General features: G+C 65.1%; 15 protein-coding genes. 7 read left to right on the top strand and 8 right to left on the bottom strand.

Features of this window, described 5'->3' with window-relative positions:
- Window positions 1-206 precede the first annotated feature (206 nt).
- Both AB3X98_RS18595 and AB3X98_RS18590 read left to right on the top strand, forming a co-directional pair.
- Window positions 207-1,244, top strand: coding sequence for a diguanylate cyclase (locus AB3X98_RS18595; RefSeq protein ID WP_368602459.1), 1,038 nt, complete (start codon window positions 207-209; stop codon window positions 1,242-1,244).
- 191 nt (window positions 1,245-1,435) lie between these two features.
- Window positions 1,436-1,702: a DUF4148 domain-containing protein gene (locus tag AB3X98_RS18590; RefSeq protein WP_069265932.1), complete on the top strand. Its 267-nt coding sequence runs from the start codon at window positions 1,436-1,438 to the stop codon at window positions 1,700-1,702.
- 119 nt (window positions 1,703-1,821) lie between these two features.
- Here the strand turns inward: AB3X98_RS18590 and AB3X98_RS18585 are convergent, their stop codons facing one another.
- The 7 genes from AB3X98_RS18585 to AB3X98_RS18555 form a co-directional block, all read right to left on the bottom strand.
- Window positions 1,822-1,965, bottom strand: a complete 144-nt coding sequence (locus AB3X98_RS18585; RefSeq protein ID WP_368602458.1) for a hypothetical protein — start codon at window positions 1,963-1,965, stop codon at window positions 1,822-1,824.
- Window positions 1,966-2,191: 226 nt separating this feature from the next.
- Entirely contained in the window at window positions 2,192-3,337 is a 1,146-nt protein-coding gene (locus AB3X98_RS18580; RefSeq protein WP_342948950.1) for a hypothetical protein, read from the bottom strand.
- 627 nt (window positions 3,338-3,964) lie between these two features.
- Entirely contained in the window at window positions 3,965-4,357 is a 393-nt protein-coding gene (locus AB3X98_RS18575; RefSeq protein WP_069265930.1) for a hypothetical protein, read from the bottom strand.
- Between the two features lie 80 nt (window positions 4,358-4,437).
- Complete coding sequence (locus AB3X98_RS18570; protein WP_368602457.1) at window positions 4,438-5,109, bottom strand: RraA family protein; 672 nt, start codon at window positions 5,107-5,109, stop codon at window positions 4,438-4,440.
- Entirely contained in the window at window positions 5,106-6,146 is a 1,041-nt protein-coding gene (locus AB3X98_RS18565) for an amidohydrolase family protein (protein ID WP_368602456.1), read from the bottom strand. The genes AB3X98_RS18570 and AB3X98_RS18565 overlap by 4 nt, the downstream gene beginning before the upstream one ends.
- Before the next feature lie 34 nt (window positions 6,147-6,180).
- Complete coding sequence (locus AB3X98_RS18560; protein ID WP_368602455.1) at window positions 6,181-7,509, bottom strand: MFS transporter; 1,329 nt, start codon at window positions 7,507-7,509, stop codon at window positions 6,181-6,183.
- 169 nt (window positions 7,510-7,678) lie between these two features.
- A complete protein-coding gene (locus tag AB3X98_RS18555; protein WP_368602454.1) occupies window positions 7,679-8,578 on the bottom strand; it encodes a LysR family transcriptional regulator in 900 nt (299 codons plus the stop codon).
- 138 nt (window positions 8,579-8,716) lie between these two features.
- Here AB3X98_RS18555 and AB3X98_RS18550 point away from each other — a divergent pair, with 138 nt between their 5' ends.
- From AB3X98_RS18550 to AB3X98_RS18540, 3 genes are read left to right on the top strand one after another with little or no spacing between them, the layout of a single operon-like run.
- Window positions 8,717-10,021 carry a cytochrome c gene (locus tag AB3X98_RS18550; RefSeq protein ID WP_368602453.1) on the top strand — a complete coding sequence of 435 codons (1,305 nt, stop codon included), beginning with the start codon at window positions 8,717-8,719 and terminating at the stop codon, window positions 10,019-10,021.
- Window positions 10,018-10,479, top strand: coding sequence for a (2Fe-2S)-binding protein (locus AB3X98_RS18545; RefSeq protein WP_368602452.1), 462 nt, complete (start codon window positions 10,018-10,020; stop codon window positions 10,477-10,479). The genes AB3X98_RS18550 and AB3X98_RS18545 overlap by 4 nt, the downstream gene beginning before the upstream one ends.
- Window positions 10,476-12,770, top strand: a complete 2,295-nt coding sequence (locus AB3X98_RS18540; protein WP_368602451.1) for a molybdopterin cofactor-binding domain-containing protein — start codon at window positions 10,476-10,478, stop codon at window positions 12,768-12,770. Before AB3X98_RS18545 ends, AB3X98_RS18540 begins: the two co-directional genes overlap by 4 nt.
- A 20-nt stretch (window positions 12,771-12,790) precedes the next feature.
- Here the strand turns inward: AB3X98_RS18540 and AB3X98_RS18535 are convergent, their stop codons facing one another.
- Window positions 12,791-13,078, bottom strand: a complete 288-nt coding sequence (locus AB3X98_RS18535; protein ID WP_069265923.1) for a hypothetical protein — start codon at window positions 13,076-13,078, stop codon at window positions 12,791-12,793.
- A gap of 161 nt (window positions 13,079-13,239) precedes the next feature.
- Here AB3X98_RS18535 and AB3X98_RS18530 point away from each other — a divergent pair, with 161 nt between their 5' ends.
- Both AB3X98_RS18530 and AB3X98_RS18525 read left to right on the top strand, forming a co-directional pair.
- Entirely contained in the window at window positions 13,240-14,637 is a 1,398-nt protein-coding gene (locus AB3X98_RS18530; protein WP_368602450.1) for an MFS transporter, read from the top strand.
- Between the two features lie 39 nt (window positions 14,638-14,676).
- Entirely contained in the window at window positions 14,677-15,672 is a 996-nt protein-coding gene (locus tag AB3X98_RS18525) for a GlxA family transcriptional regulator (protein ID WP_368602449.1), read from the top strand.
- The last annotated feature ends 3 nt before the right edge of the window (window positions 15,673-15,675 follow it).

Genomic DNA, 15,675 nt, shown 5'->3' with positions numbered 1-15,675 from the left:
ATTGCACGCGATGCGCGTCACAGTATCGGTCATTCGGCGCGAAGTCGCATTGCCACACGCGCCGCCATCCTGCGAGCTGAAATTTCGTTTTTTTAGCGCCTCGACTCGCAGTATGTGTGGGGTACACTACCGGGCGACAAAATACAGAATTACAGCGGGGGGCTGCGATGGGCGAGACGGAAACATATTCCTGGCCCGGGAAAGCGTTGTTTCGTGCATTTCCGAAGGACCCAGAGAAGGAGCAGGCCGTACTGCGCATCACGCTCGGTTCCGTCGTCCTTCTCGCCTACCTCGTTGCCTGCTCGATCTATCGCTCGACCCACGTCTACGCAACGCTTCTGGCGGTCACCGCTTATGTGGCGTTCGGCGTCGTATCGTATGTGGCAGTCACCGTCGCGCCAGCGCGCTCGCTCGTACGCCTCACGCTCGCCACGTTCGCCGATCAGGCCATCGTCACCGGCGCGCTGGCCGTAGGCGGAACGGCCGCGCTGCCGCTCTTGTGGGTGGCCTTCTGGTTTCTGGTCGGCGCGGGCTGCCGCTATGGCCAGCGCATGCTGGGCCTTTCCTGCTTCGTGGCGCTCGTCGGCATCATGGGCCTGATGCATTGGCAACCGTGGTGGGGCGCCAATATCACGGCCGCGCTCGGCATTGCGCTCAGCATCGTTGCGACGTCCATCTATCTGGCGGTACTCGTCCACCGGCTGGAACGCCAGGCCTCGACCGATCCGCTCACCGGGCTCTACAACCGCGTGCGTCTCGAGCAGGCCATTGGGCGCACGCTCTTTACGCGCACCGCCGAAGTCGATCGCACGGCCATGCTGCTCGTCGATCTCGACGGCTTCAAGGAAGTGAACGACTCCTTCGGGCACGCGGTAGGCGACGAACTGCTGCGCAGCTTCGCCGCGGCACTGGTGCGCCGCATGCGGCGCGGCGACACGCTCGCACGATTGGGCGGCGACGAGTTCGTGGTGCTGGCGCGTCACGTCTACGACAAGAACGACGCGCTAACCGTCGCCAACAGCATCCACGCGATTCTCGCCAACATGCGCACCGTGGGCGGCTATCCGGTGACCGTATCGTGCAGCATCGGTGTGTGCCTGCTCACGGAAGGCAGCGGCAGCCGCTCGCTCGATGCGCGAACCTTGATGCGCGCCGTGGACAGCGCCATGTACCGGGCCAAGTCGCGCGGCATGGGCAAGACCGAGTTCGTCGATACGGTCGGTGTCGCGCCGGGCATAGTCTGACTTCATTCGCTCCCGCCGCGTTCGGGGAATTGCTGGCTCGTGCCACCGTCGTGCCCGGATTGTTCTCCTGGCGGAAACAGTGAATTCGGCTATTAGGTATTTACCCTAGTGCCCGGCCCTCCTACACTGACTTCACCGCTGCTTACAACCCTGTACGCAGTTCAAGAAGAAAGTAAATCTGGAGGTTAGTCATGAAATCGCTCGTCCAAGCCGTCGTTATCGCTGCCGCCCTCGCCGCTCCCGTTGCCGTGTTCGCCCAGTCGAACCAGCCCGTGACGCGCGCGCAAGTCCGTGCAGACATGGTCCAGGTCGAAAAGGCCGGCTTCAATCCGGCACGTTCGAACCCCAATGAATATCCGGCGAACGTTCAAGCCGCCGAAGCTCGCGTCGCTGCGCAAAACAGCGCAGTGGGCGGCGTGAACAACGGTTCGTCGCAAGCCGGTCAGGCAGCGCAGTAAGTTGCCAGGCTGAATAGCCGCGCTTTTGTAGTCGTTGCCTTCTGGCCCGCCATCGCAGTGTGTTGCGATGGCGGGCCAGCTGTATTTCTGGCGTTTGCAACGCTTCGCGTTGCGCGTTGTTAAGCCCGAATGCGCAACACGACCTCTCCGCCGCCCGACGGCAACTGCACCTGCACGCCCGACTCTGCCGCTTGCGCATTCAGCTCGCCGGCATCGCGCAGTTCGGGCCACTGCCGCAGGGTGAGCGGCAACGATTCGTTCACGCCGTCAGGCGCGCGACACGGCCGAAACGGACAGCTTCACTACATTGGCGAGTTCCCGAACACCCATGCGCCGGTTCAATGATGTTGGAACAGGTCCGGGAGCCCGCGCCGTGCGAAACGTCGTCACCGTAAGGGAGCGCTGGGCCGAAGTGGCGGAAGAAACAAAAAAGCCAGCGGACGTTTTTCACGTCCGCCGGCTGTGTGCCAAGGCCTGAAAACTTTGCGGCTACTGCGTCGAGAACACCGATATCCCGCCATTCGGGAATGCCGTCGACCCGGGCTGGTACGGCACGAAGACCTCACCAAGGCTGCTGTCGATGCCCACCGAGTGCGCGCCTGTCCCCACCGCCACGGTATAAATGAGCTTGCGCGTCGCGCCGTCGATCACACCCATGGTCGGCGTATAGCCCGAAGACGCCGCGGTCCCGCTCGTGACGTAGTGGCGCGCAGGCAGGAAGTAGCGATTCGACGCGGGATCATAAGCCACCTGGTCCACGCCGCCGAACGGCACCGACGCGAGTTGCGTACCCGCATTGCGATCGAGAATCAGCGTAATGAGCGGATCGCCCGCAGAAGGATCGCAACCAATCAGCACGTCGCTGTTGGGACCGAGCGCAATGCCGGAGGGGCCGCATTTGCCGAGCGCAAACGCCTTGCTCACCGCAGGCGCGCCCGACGTGACCGAACTGGCGGTGATCACGTCGAGTTCGCCGTCGGGGTTGGCGGCGGTTCCGTCGTTGTTGATGAGAAAGTTCTTCGAGACCGGATCGTACACGCAGGCTTCCAGGCCTGAAGAGCCGTTGAATACCAGTTTGTTGACGACGGCTTGCGTCGTGGTCGAAATGAAGGTCACGTAGGGCGGCGTGTCGCCGGGGCTCGCAAACATGACGAGATGGTCGTCGGGATCGTAGCAGCCTTCATCGACGCGCGAGCCCGACGTGCTGATGGGGATCGTCTTGACCGTTTGCATCGCGGACGTGTCGACGATCTTCACGCTATCGACGTCCCCTACGTACAGCGTATTCGTTCCTGTCACGCCCACGATGCCGTCAGGCCCGGACGCATCGGTGCTCGCGCCCGCACCGGTGAAGTTGCCCGGAATCTGCGCGAGCAGCGCTTTCGTTTTGGTATCGACGACATCGACGGACTTGTTGTTGCGATCGGCCAGATAGTACCGGCCCGCTTCGACATAGCCGATATCGAAGCTGAACGCCGGGCTCGTCGTATTGGGCACGACAATGTTCGAGAGCAGTTTGGGCGCAGACGGTGTGGCCGCGGCCGACGCCGGGTTGGAACTCGATGAGTCCGAGCCTCCGCAACCGGCAACGGCCACCGTCGCCGCGAGTAGAAAGGCCAATAAGGGTTTATTCATCAGTCGGCTCCTTTGAGCAACAGAACAAGTGGATCAACACGCGAATGCCTATCGGAATCTGCGGGAGCGCCTCGATGAATCCTCATCGCGCCGCGGCTCACGTCATCCATTTTCTTGAAGCGGCGCAATGGCGGGCTTCGATATGGACGTAAGGATGCGCAACGAGCGGTAATAATGCACAGCAAAAGAAATTGATCGTTTCTATTTAAAAGCGCCTATGAATGTATGGCTGTAGAAACTTATCGAGGACTAGAAGCATCGCGCTCAGTAAGTTTCGGTTCACATCTTTTTTTCTGGAATGAAACTCAGAATTGATCAGATCGGCAAAAGAATCCAGACGTGCTGTGCCGCGCCATTTCCTGCACTGCAATGCCGCGAGGGCCTTGAAGCGCGAGCTTTAGCTTGTCGTGGGAGGTTTTGATGCGGGGGCACATCGATATGCGGCGTTTGGCGCGGCGTCGATTGAACCGCGCGCAAACGGGACACGCATGTAAGGTTCGGTTGTGAAGTCGAAAGCGACATTGGCGGCCATTCGAAGATCAAGCCGCCAGAAATGAACTAGAGGCCAGGGAAAAGCCTGACCTCCGTTTGATTCACCACGAATATAAGCGCGCGGGAATCAGAAGTTCAAAGCGGCACATCCTCGATCAAACGCGCTTTCAACGCACGGATACGCTGATCGACGAAATAGCCGCCACCTTCCGTATAACGAAGGTAAAGCCGTCCGCACAGCGTGCATTTCCACACGCCGCAACGGTTATACGGAAAGTACCGGGGCGCGATCGGCGCATTCTCCGACCAGTAGCCCGTCTCTCCAGGCAGATGTTCGGCGAAGGTCGGTTCGGCTTCGTCCGCACTAACGAGCGTGCCGATCTGTTCCAGTTGCCGCTCGTCGAGCGAGAGCGGCTGCGATTGCCAGCCATCCAGCGGCGTTTTCGTGCAGGTACACGGGGGCGGGTCGGTTTGCTCCGCGCGTTCGGCGAGTTCGCGCAGCGCGGCAGCGTCAAGATATCGGGTCATGGAACAAGAGGGGATCTGCGATTGAGCGAGGGAGCACAAGCTCCAGCGCGCATCTTAACGCCTGGAGCCGCCTGGGCTCATCAGGCGCCGCTTCTCATGCGCTCGATGTGGGGCATCACCCATGCGCGGTCGAAGCGCCCTTCGGCGATCGCCTGCAATGCGGCGGCCTCCTTTTCGGCCTGCCGGCGCGCGCCCGCAATGACGGCCTCCACATCCGCGGGCGCGATGGCGAGCAAGCCGTCCTCGTCTCCCACGATGATGTCGCCGGGATTGACGACCATCCTGCCGATGGTCACCGGCACGTTGATTTCGCCCGGTCCGTTCTTGTAGGGCCCGCGGTGTGTCACGCCGCGCGCATACACCGGAAAGTCGCGCTGACGAATCGCGCCGACGTCGCGGATCGCGCCGTCGATCACGAGCCCCTGCACACCGAGGCTTTCCGCGTAGCTCGACATGATGTCGCCCATCAGGGCCTGGGTCACCTCGCCCGCCCCATCGATCACGAGCACGTCGCCCGGCCGGCAGAAGTCGAACGCGCGATGGATGGCGAGATTGTCGCCGGGACGCGTGCGCACCGTCACCGCCGTGCCCGCCATCGGCCTCGGCTTGTGGAACGGCTGCAGGCCGAGAATGCCGCTCGAGCGCGCCATGTTGTCGCTCAGGAGCGACACCTGCAGTTCGCGCAACGCGGCGAGCGTCGCTGCGCCGGCCTGCGGGGCAGACTCGTTTTCGCGCCAGCCAATCTGGTTCATTTTGTGATCCCTTCCAGTGCGGTTTGTCGTTCGATCTGCGCGGAAAGCCGGCTGTACACCGCGCGCGCGTTGCCTTCGTAGATGCGTTGCCGGTCGGCGTCGCTAAGCCATTCGATCGCGTCGATATAGCGGCGCGTGTCGTCGTAGTAGTGGCCGGTTTCCGGGTCGATGCCCTGCACCGCGCCGATCGTCTCCGAGGCGAACAAAATGTTCTCAACCGGTATCACCTTGGCGAGCAGGTCGGAGCCCGGCTGGTGATAAACGCAGGTATCGAAGAACACGTTCTTGAGCAGGTAGTCCTTCAGGAGCGGCCGCTTCATGTCCTGCGCCAGGCCGCGATAGCGTCCCCAGTGATACGGAACCGCGCCGCCGCCGTGTGGAATGATGAAGCGCAAGGTCGGGAAGTCGGCGAACAGGTCGCCCTGCAGCAACTGCATGAACACCGAGGTGTCGCCGTTGATGTAATGTGCGCCCGTCGCATGAAAGTTGGGATTGCACGACGACGAAACGTGGATCATCGCGGGCACGTCGAGCTCCACCATGGCCTCGTAAAGCGGATACCACGAGCGATCCGTGACCGGCGGCCCCGACCAGTGCCCGCCCGAGGGGTCCGGGTTGAGATTGCAGCCGACGAACCCCAGTTCCTCCACGCAGCGGCGCAGCTCGGGAATGCAGTTTCCCGGCGTCACGCCCGGCGTTTGAGGCAACTGGCAAACACCCACGAAATGCTGCGGGAAAAGCGCGCACACGCGATGCACGAGATCGTTGCATTCGCTGGACCAAAGCGCATTTGCCTCTGCGCCCGCCTGATGGTGGCCCATGCCCGCAGCGCGCGGGGAAAAGATCGTCAGGTCCGTGCCGCGCTCGCGCTGAATGCGGCGCTGGCCGTTTTCGATGCTTTCGCGAATCTCGTCGTCGCTGATCGACGGGCGCGGCGGCATCGGCGTGCCGTCCTTGAGCGCGGCGATCTGTTTGGCGCGCCAGGCTTCGTGCTGGGGCGGCGAGGTCGTGTAGTGACCGTGGCAATCAATGATCATGTAGCAATTCCATCAGGTGTACGGATGAATCAAGTCAGCTTTCCGTCGCTTCGTCATGGCCGACGAGCGCCGGGTTCGAGGCGCCGCGCTCGGCAGGCTTCACGCGCATCACGATGGCGATGAGCGTGGCGACCACGAGAAAAGCGGCGATGGTGAGCAGCGCGAGCTTGAAGTTGCCGGTGGCGTGACGCACGAGACCGATGGTCCACGGCCCCACCACGCCGCCGAACTGGGCGATCGTGTTGATGAGCGCGATCGTCGCCGCACCTGCCGCACCGGTTCTGAACGAAGCGGCAAGGCTCCAGAACAGCGGGTTGCCCGCGTAGATGAAGAGGCCCGTCACGCAAAGCAGCGCATACGCGAGCAGCGGATTCGGCGCATACGCGCTGCCCGCAATCGCCAGCGCGCTCATGCCGTAGACGAATGCGAGGTGGTACTTGCGGTCGCCGGTGCGGTCCGAGCTGCGGCTCACGAGGAACGTGCCCAGCACGCCCAGCAGCGGCGGCGCGGCGGAGAGGAAACCTACTTCGATGTTGTTGAGGTGGCCCAGGCTCTTCACGATCTGCGGCAGCCACAGGAACAGGCCATAAATGCCGACCAGCGCGCAGCCGAACAGACACGCGAGACTCCAGACGCGAATGTCACTCGCGACCTTCAGCAGCGGAAAATGCCGATGGCCGCCCAGCGCCTCGCGCTCCTTGGCGAGCGTGGCTTCGAGCCATTGCTTCTCTTCGGCGGAAAGCCAGTCGGCGTCGGCGGGGCGCTCGGTCATGATGCGCAGCGTGACGAGGCCGAGCAGCATGGCGGGCACGCCTTCGATAATGAACATCCACTGCCAGCCGTGCATGCCGAGCACGCCATTCGCGTAAGTCATGACGGTGGTCGAGAGCGCGCCGCCCAGCACGGCCGAGAACGACCCCGCGATGATGTACCCGCCCACGGCGCGGGCGCGATAGCGCTCCGGAAACCAGTAGGTCAGATACACGGCGATACCCGGCAGAAAGCCCGCTTCCATCACGCCGAGCAAAAAGCGCAGCACGTAGAAGCTCGACGCGTTGAACACGAAGGCCGTTGCGGCCGCAACGGCACCCCACGTGAGCAGAATGCGCGCGATCCAGCGGCGCGCGCCCACGCGGTGCAACAACAGATTGCTGGGCACTTCCAGCAGCATGTAGCCGACAAAGAAAATGCTGCCCGCGAAGCCGAACACGGCAGGGTCGAAGCCCATGTCCGAGTTCATGTCGAGTGCGGCGAACCCGATATTGATGCGGTCCAGATAATTGAAAAACATCATGCAGAAAAGGAGCGGCACGAGCCGCTTGTAAACCTTTCGCATGGTTGCTGCTTCATCGAAGTGACTCATGCTGTCTCCGCTTCATGGCGACGGGCGGTGCCGTCGCTGCATAGTTATCGGCCGGCAGCGGTGAGCGTTGCCGGCGGCACCCCTCGAGACAGGGCGCCTGAGTTTCGATAATAAGAAGCGGGGGGCGTCGAGTCCAAGACGCGATACTTATGCTTCTATAAGCGTGCGCTTATAGTGTGCTGGCGAGCGGCGGCGGCAGGCATTCGAGAAACGCGCGCAGATGCGGCGAGGCGTCGTCGCTGCGGAACGTCGCGGCCAGCACGGTGCGCTGTGCGGCGCCAGGGCCCGCGAGGTGGCGCGCCACGACGTCGGCGCGGCCATGACGCGCCACCGACTCGCCCACCACGGTCACGCCGAGCCCGGCCGCCACGAGCGCAATGGCGGTCTGGATCTCATAGGCCTGGTGCGCGACGAAGGGCGTCACGCCCGCGTCGCGGTAGAGCGCCTGAACCGTGCGCTTGAACTGCGCGTTCTGATGCTTCGGGTAGAGGATCAACGGCGTATCGGCGAGCTCATCGATGCGCACCTTCTTTCGTTTGGCGAGCGGGTGATCCGACGCCATCAACACCACGAGCCGCTCGCGCAGCAGCGGCAAGGTCGTGTAGCCGGGCACGGCGAGCGGCTGCCGCCCAATGCCGATATGGATGCGCATGTCGCGCAACGCGTCGGTCTGCTCGTCGGTCAGCATTTCGAACAGCTTGAGCTCGACCTGCGGATACGCCTGATGAAACGCCTTGAGCGCGGGCGGCAGCACGCTGTACATCGACGAGCGCGTGAAGCCGACACTGAGCCAGCCGCGCCGGCCCACGCCGATCTCCAGCGCGCCGTGCGTCACCTCGGCGAGCGAGCCGAGAATCTGCCGCGCTTCGGTGGCCAGGTACTGGCCCGCTTCCGTCAGGCGCAGCGGGCGGCGCGTACGATCGATCAGTTGCGTGCCCACGCGGTCCTCGAGGGAGCGGATCTGCTGGCTCAAGGCCGGCTGCGCAATGTGCAGACGCTCCGCGGCGCGGCTGAAGTTCAGTTCCTCGGCGAGTGTCACGAAACACTGCAGGCCCCGAAGCTCGTTCATCTCGTCATCTCCGTATCGATTTGCCCAGCATCGTAATACAGTGAATAACCTGCGAACCGGGCACGTCATTTGCTCCCGATCGCACGGCGCATGCCGATCGCCATGTTGAGCGATGGCCCTCTCGGCTCTGGAGGCTCGATGAAAGGCACGCGGGTACGGATGGCGGGCATGGCCGTCGTCCTTCTTGCTCTCGCTGCCGCCTACGGCGGCCACGTTGCGCACGCCTGGGAACCAGGGCTCGCACCGGTGGCCGCGCCCTCGCCGCCTGCGGGCGACGCCGCGGCCATCGCGCGCGGCGCGAAGCTCGCGGCCGTCGGCAACTGCATGACGTGCCATACCGCGACTCAAGGTCAGCCGCTCGCGGGCGGTCTGCCGTTGCAAACGCCCTTCGGCGTGATCTACTCGACCAACATCACCCCGGACAAGGACACCGGCATCGGCGACTGGTCGCTCGACGCCTTCACGCGCGCGATGCGGCGCGGCGTTTCGCGCGACGGGCATCTGCTCTATCCCGCGTTCCCGTACCCGCACTTCGCGCAGATGAGCGACACCGATATCGCCGCGCTCTATGCGTGGCTCATGAGCCGCGCGAGCGTCAACGCGCCGGCGCCGCACAATGCGCTGATTTTTCCGTTGGGGTTCCGGCCGCTCATGGCAGTGTGGAATAAGCTCTATCTGCCGCCTACGTCTTCTGCTCCGTCTGCCACCTCGACAGACACACAAGCGCCCGAGGTCGCGCGCGGCCGCTATCTCGTCGAGAGCCTCGGTCATTGCGGCGCGTGCCACACGCCGCTCAACCGTCTCGGCGCCGAGCGCCGCGACCATGCGTTGCAGGGCGGCACCCTCGAGGGCTGGGACGCGCCCGCGCTGACCGACCTCACGGCACGCCCAAGACCCTGGACGCAAGCACAACTGACGAACTATCTGCGTACGGGCTACGCCAGCGAGCACGGCGCGGCGGCGGGCCCGATGCGTACGGTGACGCGCTCGCTCGGCGACGCGTCTGCCGAAGACGTCGAGGCGATCGCCGCGTATCTGATGACACTGCAGTCCAATCCGAATGCCGCCGCGCCGCCAGCCGCCGCCAGCGTCCATGTCTCGACTGCGCCCGCCAACGGCGCTACCCTGTTTGCCGCGGCCTGCGCGTCGTGCCACGGCGAAGGCGCGGCGATGTCGATCGACGGCCATCGTCCGTCGCTGTCGCTCTCCAGCGCCGTCAACGCCGATAGCCCGCGCAACATGGTGCGCATCATGCTCGACGGTATTGCCTGGCACGAGAGCGAAGCCGGGTCTTTCATGCCGCCATTTGCCGGCACCTTCACGGACACGCAGATCGCGGAGCTTGCCAACTACACGCGCGTGCGCTTCACCGCGCTTGGCCCCTGGTCCGCGCTCGACGCCCAGGCCGTGGCGCGTCTTCGCAAGGAAAGCCCATCACGATGATTACGCTCAACGTCAACGGCGTCAGCCATACCGTCGATGCCGATCCGTCCACGCCGCTGCTCTATGTGCTGCGCAACCAGTTGCGGCTCAATGGCGCAAAGTTCGGCTGCGGGCTCGGGCAATGCGGCGCGTGCACGGTGAGCGTGGGCGGCGAGCCGGTGTTCTCGTGCCTGCTGCCGGTCGTGGCGGTGGGCGAGCGGCCCGTGCGCACCGTCGAAGGGCTCGGCAGCGCGGATCATCCTGGGCCGCTGCAACAGGCCTTTATCGATCAGCAGGCCGCACAGTGCGGCTACTGCATCGCGGGCATGATCATGCGCGCGCAAACGCTTCTGGAGCGCACGCCGCACGCCACGGACGACGAGATTCGCCGTTATATGCAGCCGAATCTGTGCCGCTGCGGCACGCATATGCGCATCCTCGCGGCAATCCGGCAAGTAGCGGCGGGCACGCAGTCATGAGCCGCACTCGCCCATCCTCTTCGCTCGACCCTGGCGGCCCCGACGACGCCACGCGCCGTCGCTTCCTCGTGGGCGGCTCGCTCATGGTGAGCTTCGCCATCGTGCCGGGCATGGCCGCCCTCGCCCAAACCACCACCGAAGCGGGCACTTTCCACGCGAGCGCCCCGAAGCTGCCCGGCAGCCTCAAGACCACGCCATCGCTCGACGCGTGGATCAAGGTCGCACCGGACGGTCACGTGAGCGTGTTCACGGGCAAGGTGGAGCTGGGCACCGGCGTTCGCACGGCGCTCCTGCAACTCGCCGCCGAAGAACTCGACCTCGCGCCTCACGCGATCGAAATGATCACCGCCGATACGGCCGCCACGCCGAATGAGGGCTACACGGCGGGCAGCCACACGATGGCGGACAGCGGCACGGCCATCCTCAACGCGGCGGCCCAAGTGCGCACGCTGCTCGTCGAAAGCGCAGCGGCGCAGTTGGGCGTCGATGCCACCGCGCTCACCACGCGCGACGGCGCGATCCTCGCTGCCGACGGAAGGCGCGTGACCTACGGCGAAGCGGTGCAGCACGCGAACCTGCACCAGGACGCGCAGCCCAACGCCGCGACAAAGCCGCCCGCGCACTACGCCGTGATCGGGCACACGCTGCCGCGCGTTGATATTCCGGGCAAGGTCACGGGCGGCCCGAGCTATGTTCAGGACCTACGGCTCGCCGGCATGCTGCACGCGCGCGTCGTGAGGCCGCCCACCTATGGCGCGCGGCTCGTTGCTGTCGATAGCGCGCGCGTGGCGGCGCTGCCCGGCGTCGTCAAGGTCGTGCGCGACGGCGACTACCTCGCCGTGGTCGCCGACGACGAATGGCGCGCCATCGTCGCCATGCGCGAACTCGCGCTCACGGCGCAGTGGCAGCCGGGCCCTCCGCTGCCCGACCCCGGCGGAATTCACGCGTTTCTAATGAACCTGCCCGCACAGGAAATCGTCGTGGCGGATCAGGGCGCGCCCGCACGCCAGTCGGCGGTGACGTTGAAAGCCCGCTATTCGAAGCCCTATTTGACGCACGGATCGATCGGGCCTTCGTGCGCGCTCGCGCAACTCGACAACGGCGTCATGACGGTCTGGACGCACACGCAAGGCGTCTATCCGCTGCGCGCCGGCATAGCCGAGATGCTCGGCATGCCGCGCGAGAAAGTACGCTGCGTGCACGTGGAAGGTTCGGGCTGCTACGGACACAACGGCGCGGACGACGCCTCCGGTGACGCCGCTCTCATCGCCCGCGAGCTGCCCGGCCGGCCGGTGCGCGTGCAGCTCATGCGCGAGCAGGAACACCTGTGGGAGCCGTTCGGCCCCGCGATGACCGTGGAGGCGAGCGCGTCGCTCGACGCCGGCGGATCGATCGTCGCCTGGCAATACGAACTATGGAGCAATACCCATAACAATCGCATCGAGAACGCGGGCCGGCTCTTGCCGGCGCAGCTGCTCGCGCAACCCTTCACGCCCGCGCCGCCCAAGCCGATTCCCATGCCGGAAGGCGGCGGCGACCGCAACAGCATTCCGCTCTACCGCGTGCCGATGCTGCACGTGCAGCATCACTTCCTGCCCGATATGCCGATACGCGTCTCGGCCATGCGCTCGCTCGGCGCGCATATGAACGTGTTCGCCATCGAGAGCTTGATCGACGAGCTTGCGAGTGCCGCGCAAGCAGACCCTGTCGCGTTCCGGCTCAAGCATCTCGACGATCCGCGCGCGCAAGCCGTCATTCATGCCGTGGCCGATCGATTCGGCTGGCGTGCACATGCCGCGCGTGCGACGCACCCGGACGTGCGCGCGTCCGGCTCCGGCTTTGCATTCGCCCAATACAAGAACCTGATGGCCTACCTCGCCATTGCCATGGACGTGACCGTCATGCGCGATACCGGCGAGGTGCGTATCGAGCGCGTGGTCGCCGCCATCGACTGCGGTCAGATCGTCAATCCGGATGGCGTGCGCAACCAGGTCGAAGGCGGCATTTTGCAGTCCGCGAGCTGGACGCTCTTCGAGGAAACGCATTTCGACCGCGAAGGTATTACGAGCTTCGACTGGAGCACTTACCCGATCATGCGCTTCGCGTCGGTGCCCAGGCGCGTGGAGGTTGTGCTGATCGACCGCCCCGGCCTGCCGTTCCTCGGCGTGGGCGAAGCGGCGCAAGGACCGGCCGCGGCGGCGCTCGCCAACGCGATTGCCGACGCGACCGGTGTGAGAATCCGCGACTTGCCGCTGCTCGGCGAGAAGTCGCGGAACGCGCTCAAGGCGTAGCGAAGCCGCCGCGTGTTTCGCTAGTGCTGTTTAGGCGGCAGAGGCTGATCGAGGCCGGGCTCGACCGGCGTGGGCACCGCATCGCCCAGCGGCCTGGAAATGTCGTTGTGCGGCGCCCGATCTTTCTCGCCTGGGTCCTTGCCCGCCTCCTCCGTTGGCAAAGTCTTGGGTGGCAGCGGCTGATCGAGACCCGGCTCGGTGGGTGCAGGCACAGCGTCCCCAATTGGCTTGGGCAGATCCGTGCCGCGCGGTTCCGGTGCATCGTCGGGCTGTTCGGGATGTTCGGACTCGTCGGACTGGTTGCTCATCGTATCGACCTCCCTTCGCGATGGATATCGCATGGTCCCGCCAGATCATGCAGGGACCGTGCCAGTGGCAGCGGGGCCAACTTCAGTAGAATGAGGGACACTGAGCGCCGAATCCGGCGGCCGACGAAGAATCACGCCCGGAAAATCCTGGAACACGCCTGATGCCGCACGCCCTCGATCGCCGCACCGCCGTCGCATTCCTTGTGGCCGCAACGTTCTTCATGGAGAACCTCGACGCCACCGTCATCACCACCTCGCTGCCCATCATCGCGCGCGACTTTCACACGGCGCCCGCGTATCTCTCGATCGGCGTCTCCGCGTACCTCGTCGCGCTGACGATGTTCATCCCCGTGAGCGGCTGGTTCGCCGAGCGCTTCGGCGCGCGGCGCGTGTTCGCCACGGCCATCACCGTGTTCAGCCTGGCCTCGCTGCTGTGCGCGCTGAGTTCGGGCCTGTTCGCCTTCACCGCCGCGCGCGTGCTGCAGGGGCTGGGCGGCGCGATGATGGTGCCGGTGGGCCGGCTCGTCGTGCTGCGCGACACGCCGAAGCACGAGATCGTGCGCGCCATTGCGATCCTCACCTGGCCCGCGCTGGTCGCGCCGATTCTCGGACCGCCGCTCGGCGGCTGGATCAGCACGCACTGGAGCTGGCACTGGATCTTCCTGCTCAACCTGCCGCTCGGCGTGGCCGCGCTCGTGGCCGCTCTGCTGCTCCTGCGCGACGAGCATACGCAACCGCGGCGCTTCGATACGTTCGGCTTCGTGTTGAGCGGCCTCGGCTTCGCGTTCGTCATGAGCGGCATCGAGATGGCGAGCCGCTCCGACGTCACCGCGCCCGTGTCGATCGGCACCTGCGTGGCGGGCATTGCACTGTTGGCGGCGGCCGTCGTGCATGTGCGGCGCGTGCCGCATCCGCTGTTCGATCTCGCGCCCGTGAAGATCAATACCTTTCGCGTGACCGTATTCGGCGGCTCGCTGTTTCGCACGGCCATCGGCACCGCGCCGTTTCTGCTGCCGCTCATGTTCCAGGTGGCGTTCGGGTGGAGCGCCGTGGCATCGGGCGCACTGCTGCTGTGGCTGTTCGCCGGCAATCTATGCATGAAGCCGGGCACCACGTGGGTCATGAACCGCTTCGGCTTTCGCACCGTCTTGATCGGCAACGGCACGCTGGTCGCGCTCGGCTTTGCGGGCTTCACGCTGCTCGGGGCCGATACGCCGCGTGTCGTCGTGGCCGCGTTGCTGTTCTTCAGCGGCCTCGTGCGCTCGATGCAGTTCACCGCGCTGAACACCATTGGTTTCGCCGACGTGCCCCAGGCGCAGATGCGCGACGCGACGACGCTCTTCTCCGTGCTGCAGCAGATGAACGCCGGCATGGGGATCGCCGTGGGTGCGCTGGCGCTTTCGGTTGCCGAGGCGCTGCGCGGCACCCATGCGGGCACGGCGGGCGCACCCGACTTCCATCTCGCGTTCTGGTTCATCACGGCGCTCGCGGCGCTGGGCGTGGTCGACAGCGTGCTGCTGCCGCGCAGCGCGGGCGCGCATATTCTCGCGCGACGCTAGCGAACCTCCGATCCCTGATTCCCTTCTTCGTTCAACACGATGCTGACCGTTGCGCTACTCGTCTTTCCAGGCGTCCAGGCCCTCGATGTGTTCGGGCCCACCGACGTCTTCTCGGAAGCCAATCGCCTGCTGCCGCCCGAGGCGCAATACCAGCTCGAGCTGATCGCAACGGAACGCGACACCGTACGCTGTTCCAGCGGTGTGCGGATCGGCGCGGACCGGTACTTCGACGAAGCATGCGGCCATTACGATTTGCTGCTCGTTGCGGGCGGCCCATCGCTCGTTGAGCAGCCGCTTGCCGATGCGGCGCACGCGTGGCTGCGCGAAGCCAGCAGGCGCGCCCGGCGCTTCGGCTCCATCTGCAACGGCGCGCTGACGCTGGGGCGCGCGGGCTTGCTCGACGGCCGCACCGTGACGACGCACTGGAACGACGCAGCCGCGCTCGCCGCGATGTGCCCGACCGCGAACGTCGAATTCGACCGCATCTTCATACAGGACGGCAATCTCTATACCTCGGCGGGCGTGACGGCGGGCATCGATCTCTCGCTGTACCTGCTCGCTCAGGATCATGGCCCGGAAATCGCGCTGCAGGTGGCGCGACGGCTCGTGGTGTTCGTGCAGCGCGCGGGCGGCCAGTCGCAATTCAGCCCGTATCTCACGCCCTACGCGGAGGCGACGTCGCCCATCGCCCAGGTGCAGCAGTACGTGCTCGGGCATCTGAATGAAGATCTTGGCGTTGAGGTGCTCGCCGGCGTCGCGCAGATGAGCAAGCGAAACTTCGCGAGAATTTTTGTGCGCGACACCAATGTGACGCCCGCCGAATTTGTCGAGAGCGCACGCATCGACGCCGCGCGCGTGATGCTGGAAAACAGCACGGCGCCGTTGAAGACGGTGGCCTTTCGATGCGGCATGCGCGACGCCGACCAATTGCGCGTGGCGTTCAAGCGCAAGCTGGGCACCACGCCGCAGCAATATCGCGCGCACTTCGGCGCTGTCACAGCAAAAGCCAAACGCACCGCAAAGGCCGATACCTAGCAG

Source organism: Paraburkholderia sp. BR14312 (assembly GCF_040948675.1).
Lineage (GTDB): Bacteria > Pseudomonadota > Gammaproteobacteria > Burkholderiales > Burkholderiaceae > Paraburkholderia > Paraburkholderia nodosa_A.
Note: the sequence above shows the minus strand (reverse complement) of the source record. Positions and strands in the feature narration are given on the sequence as shown.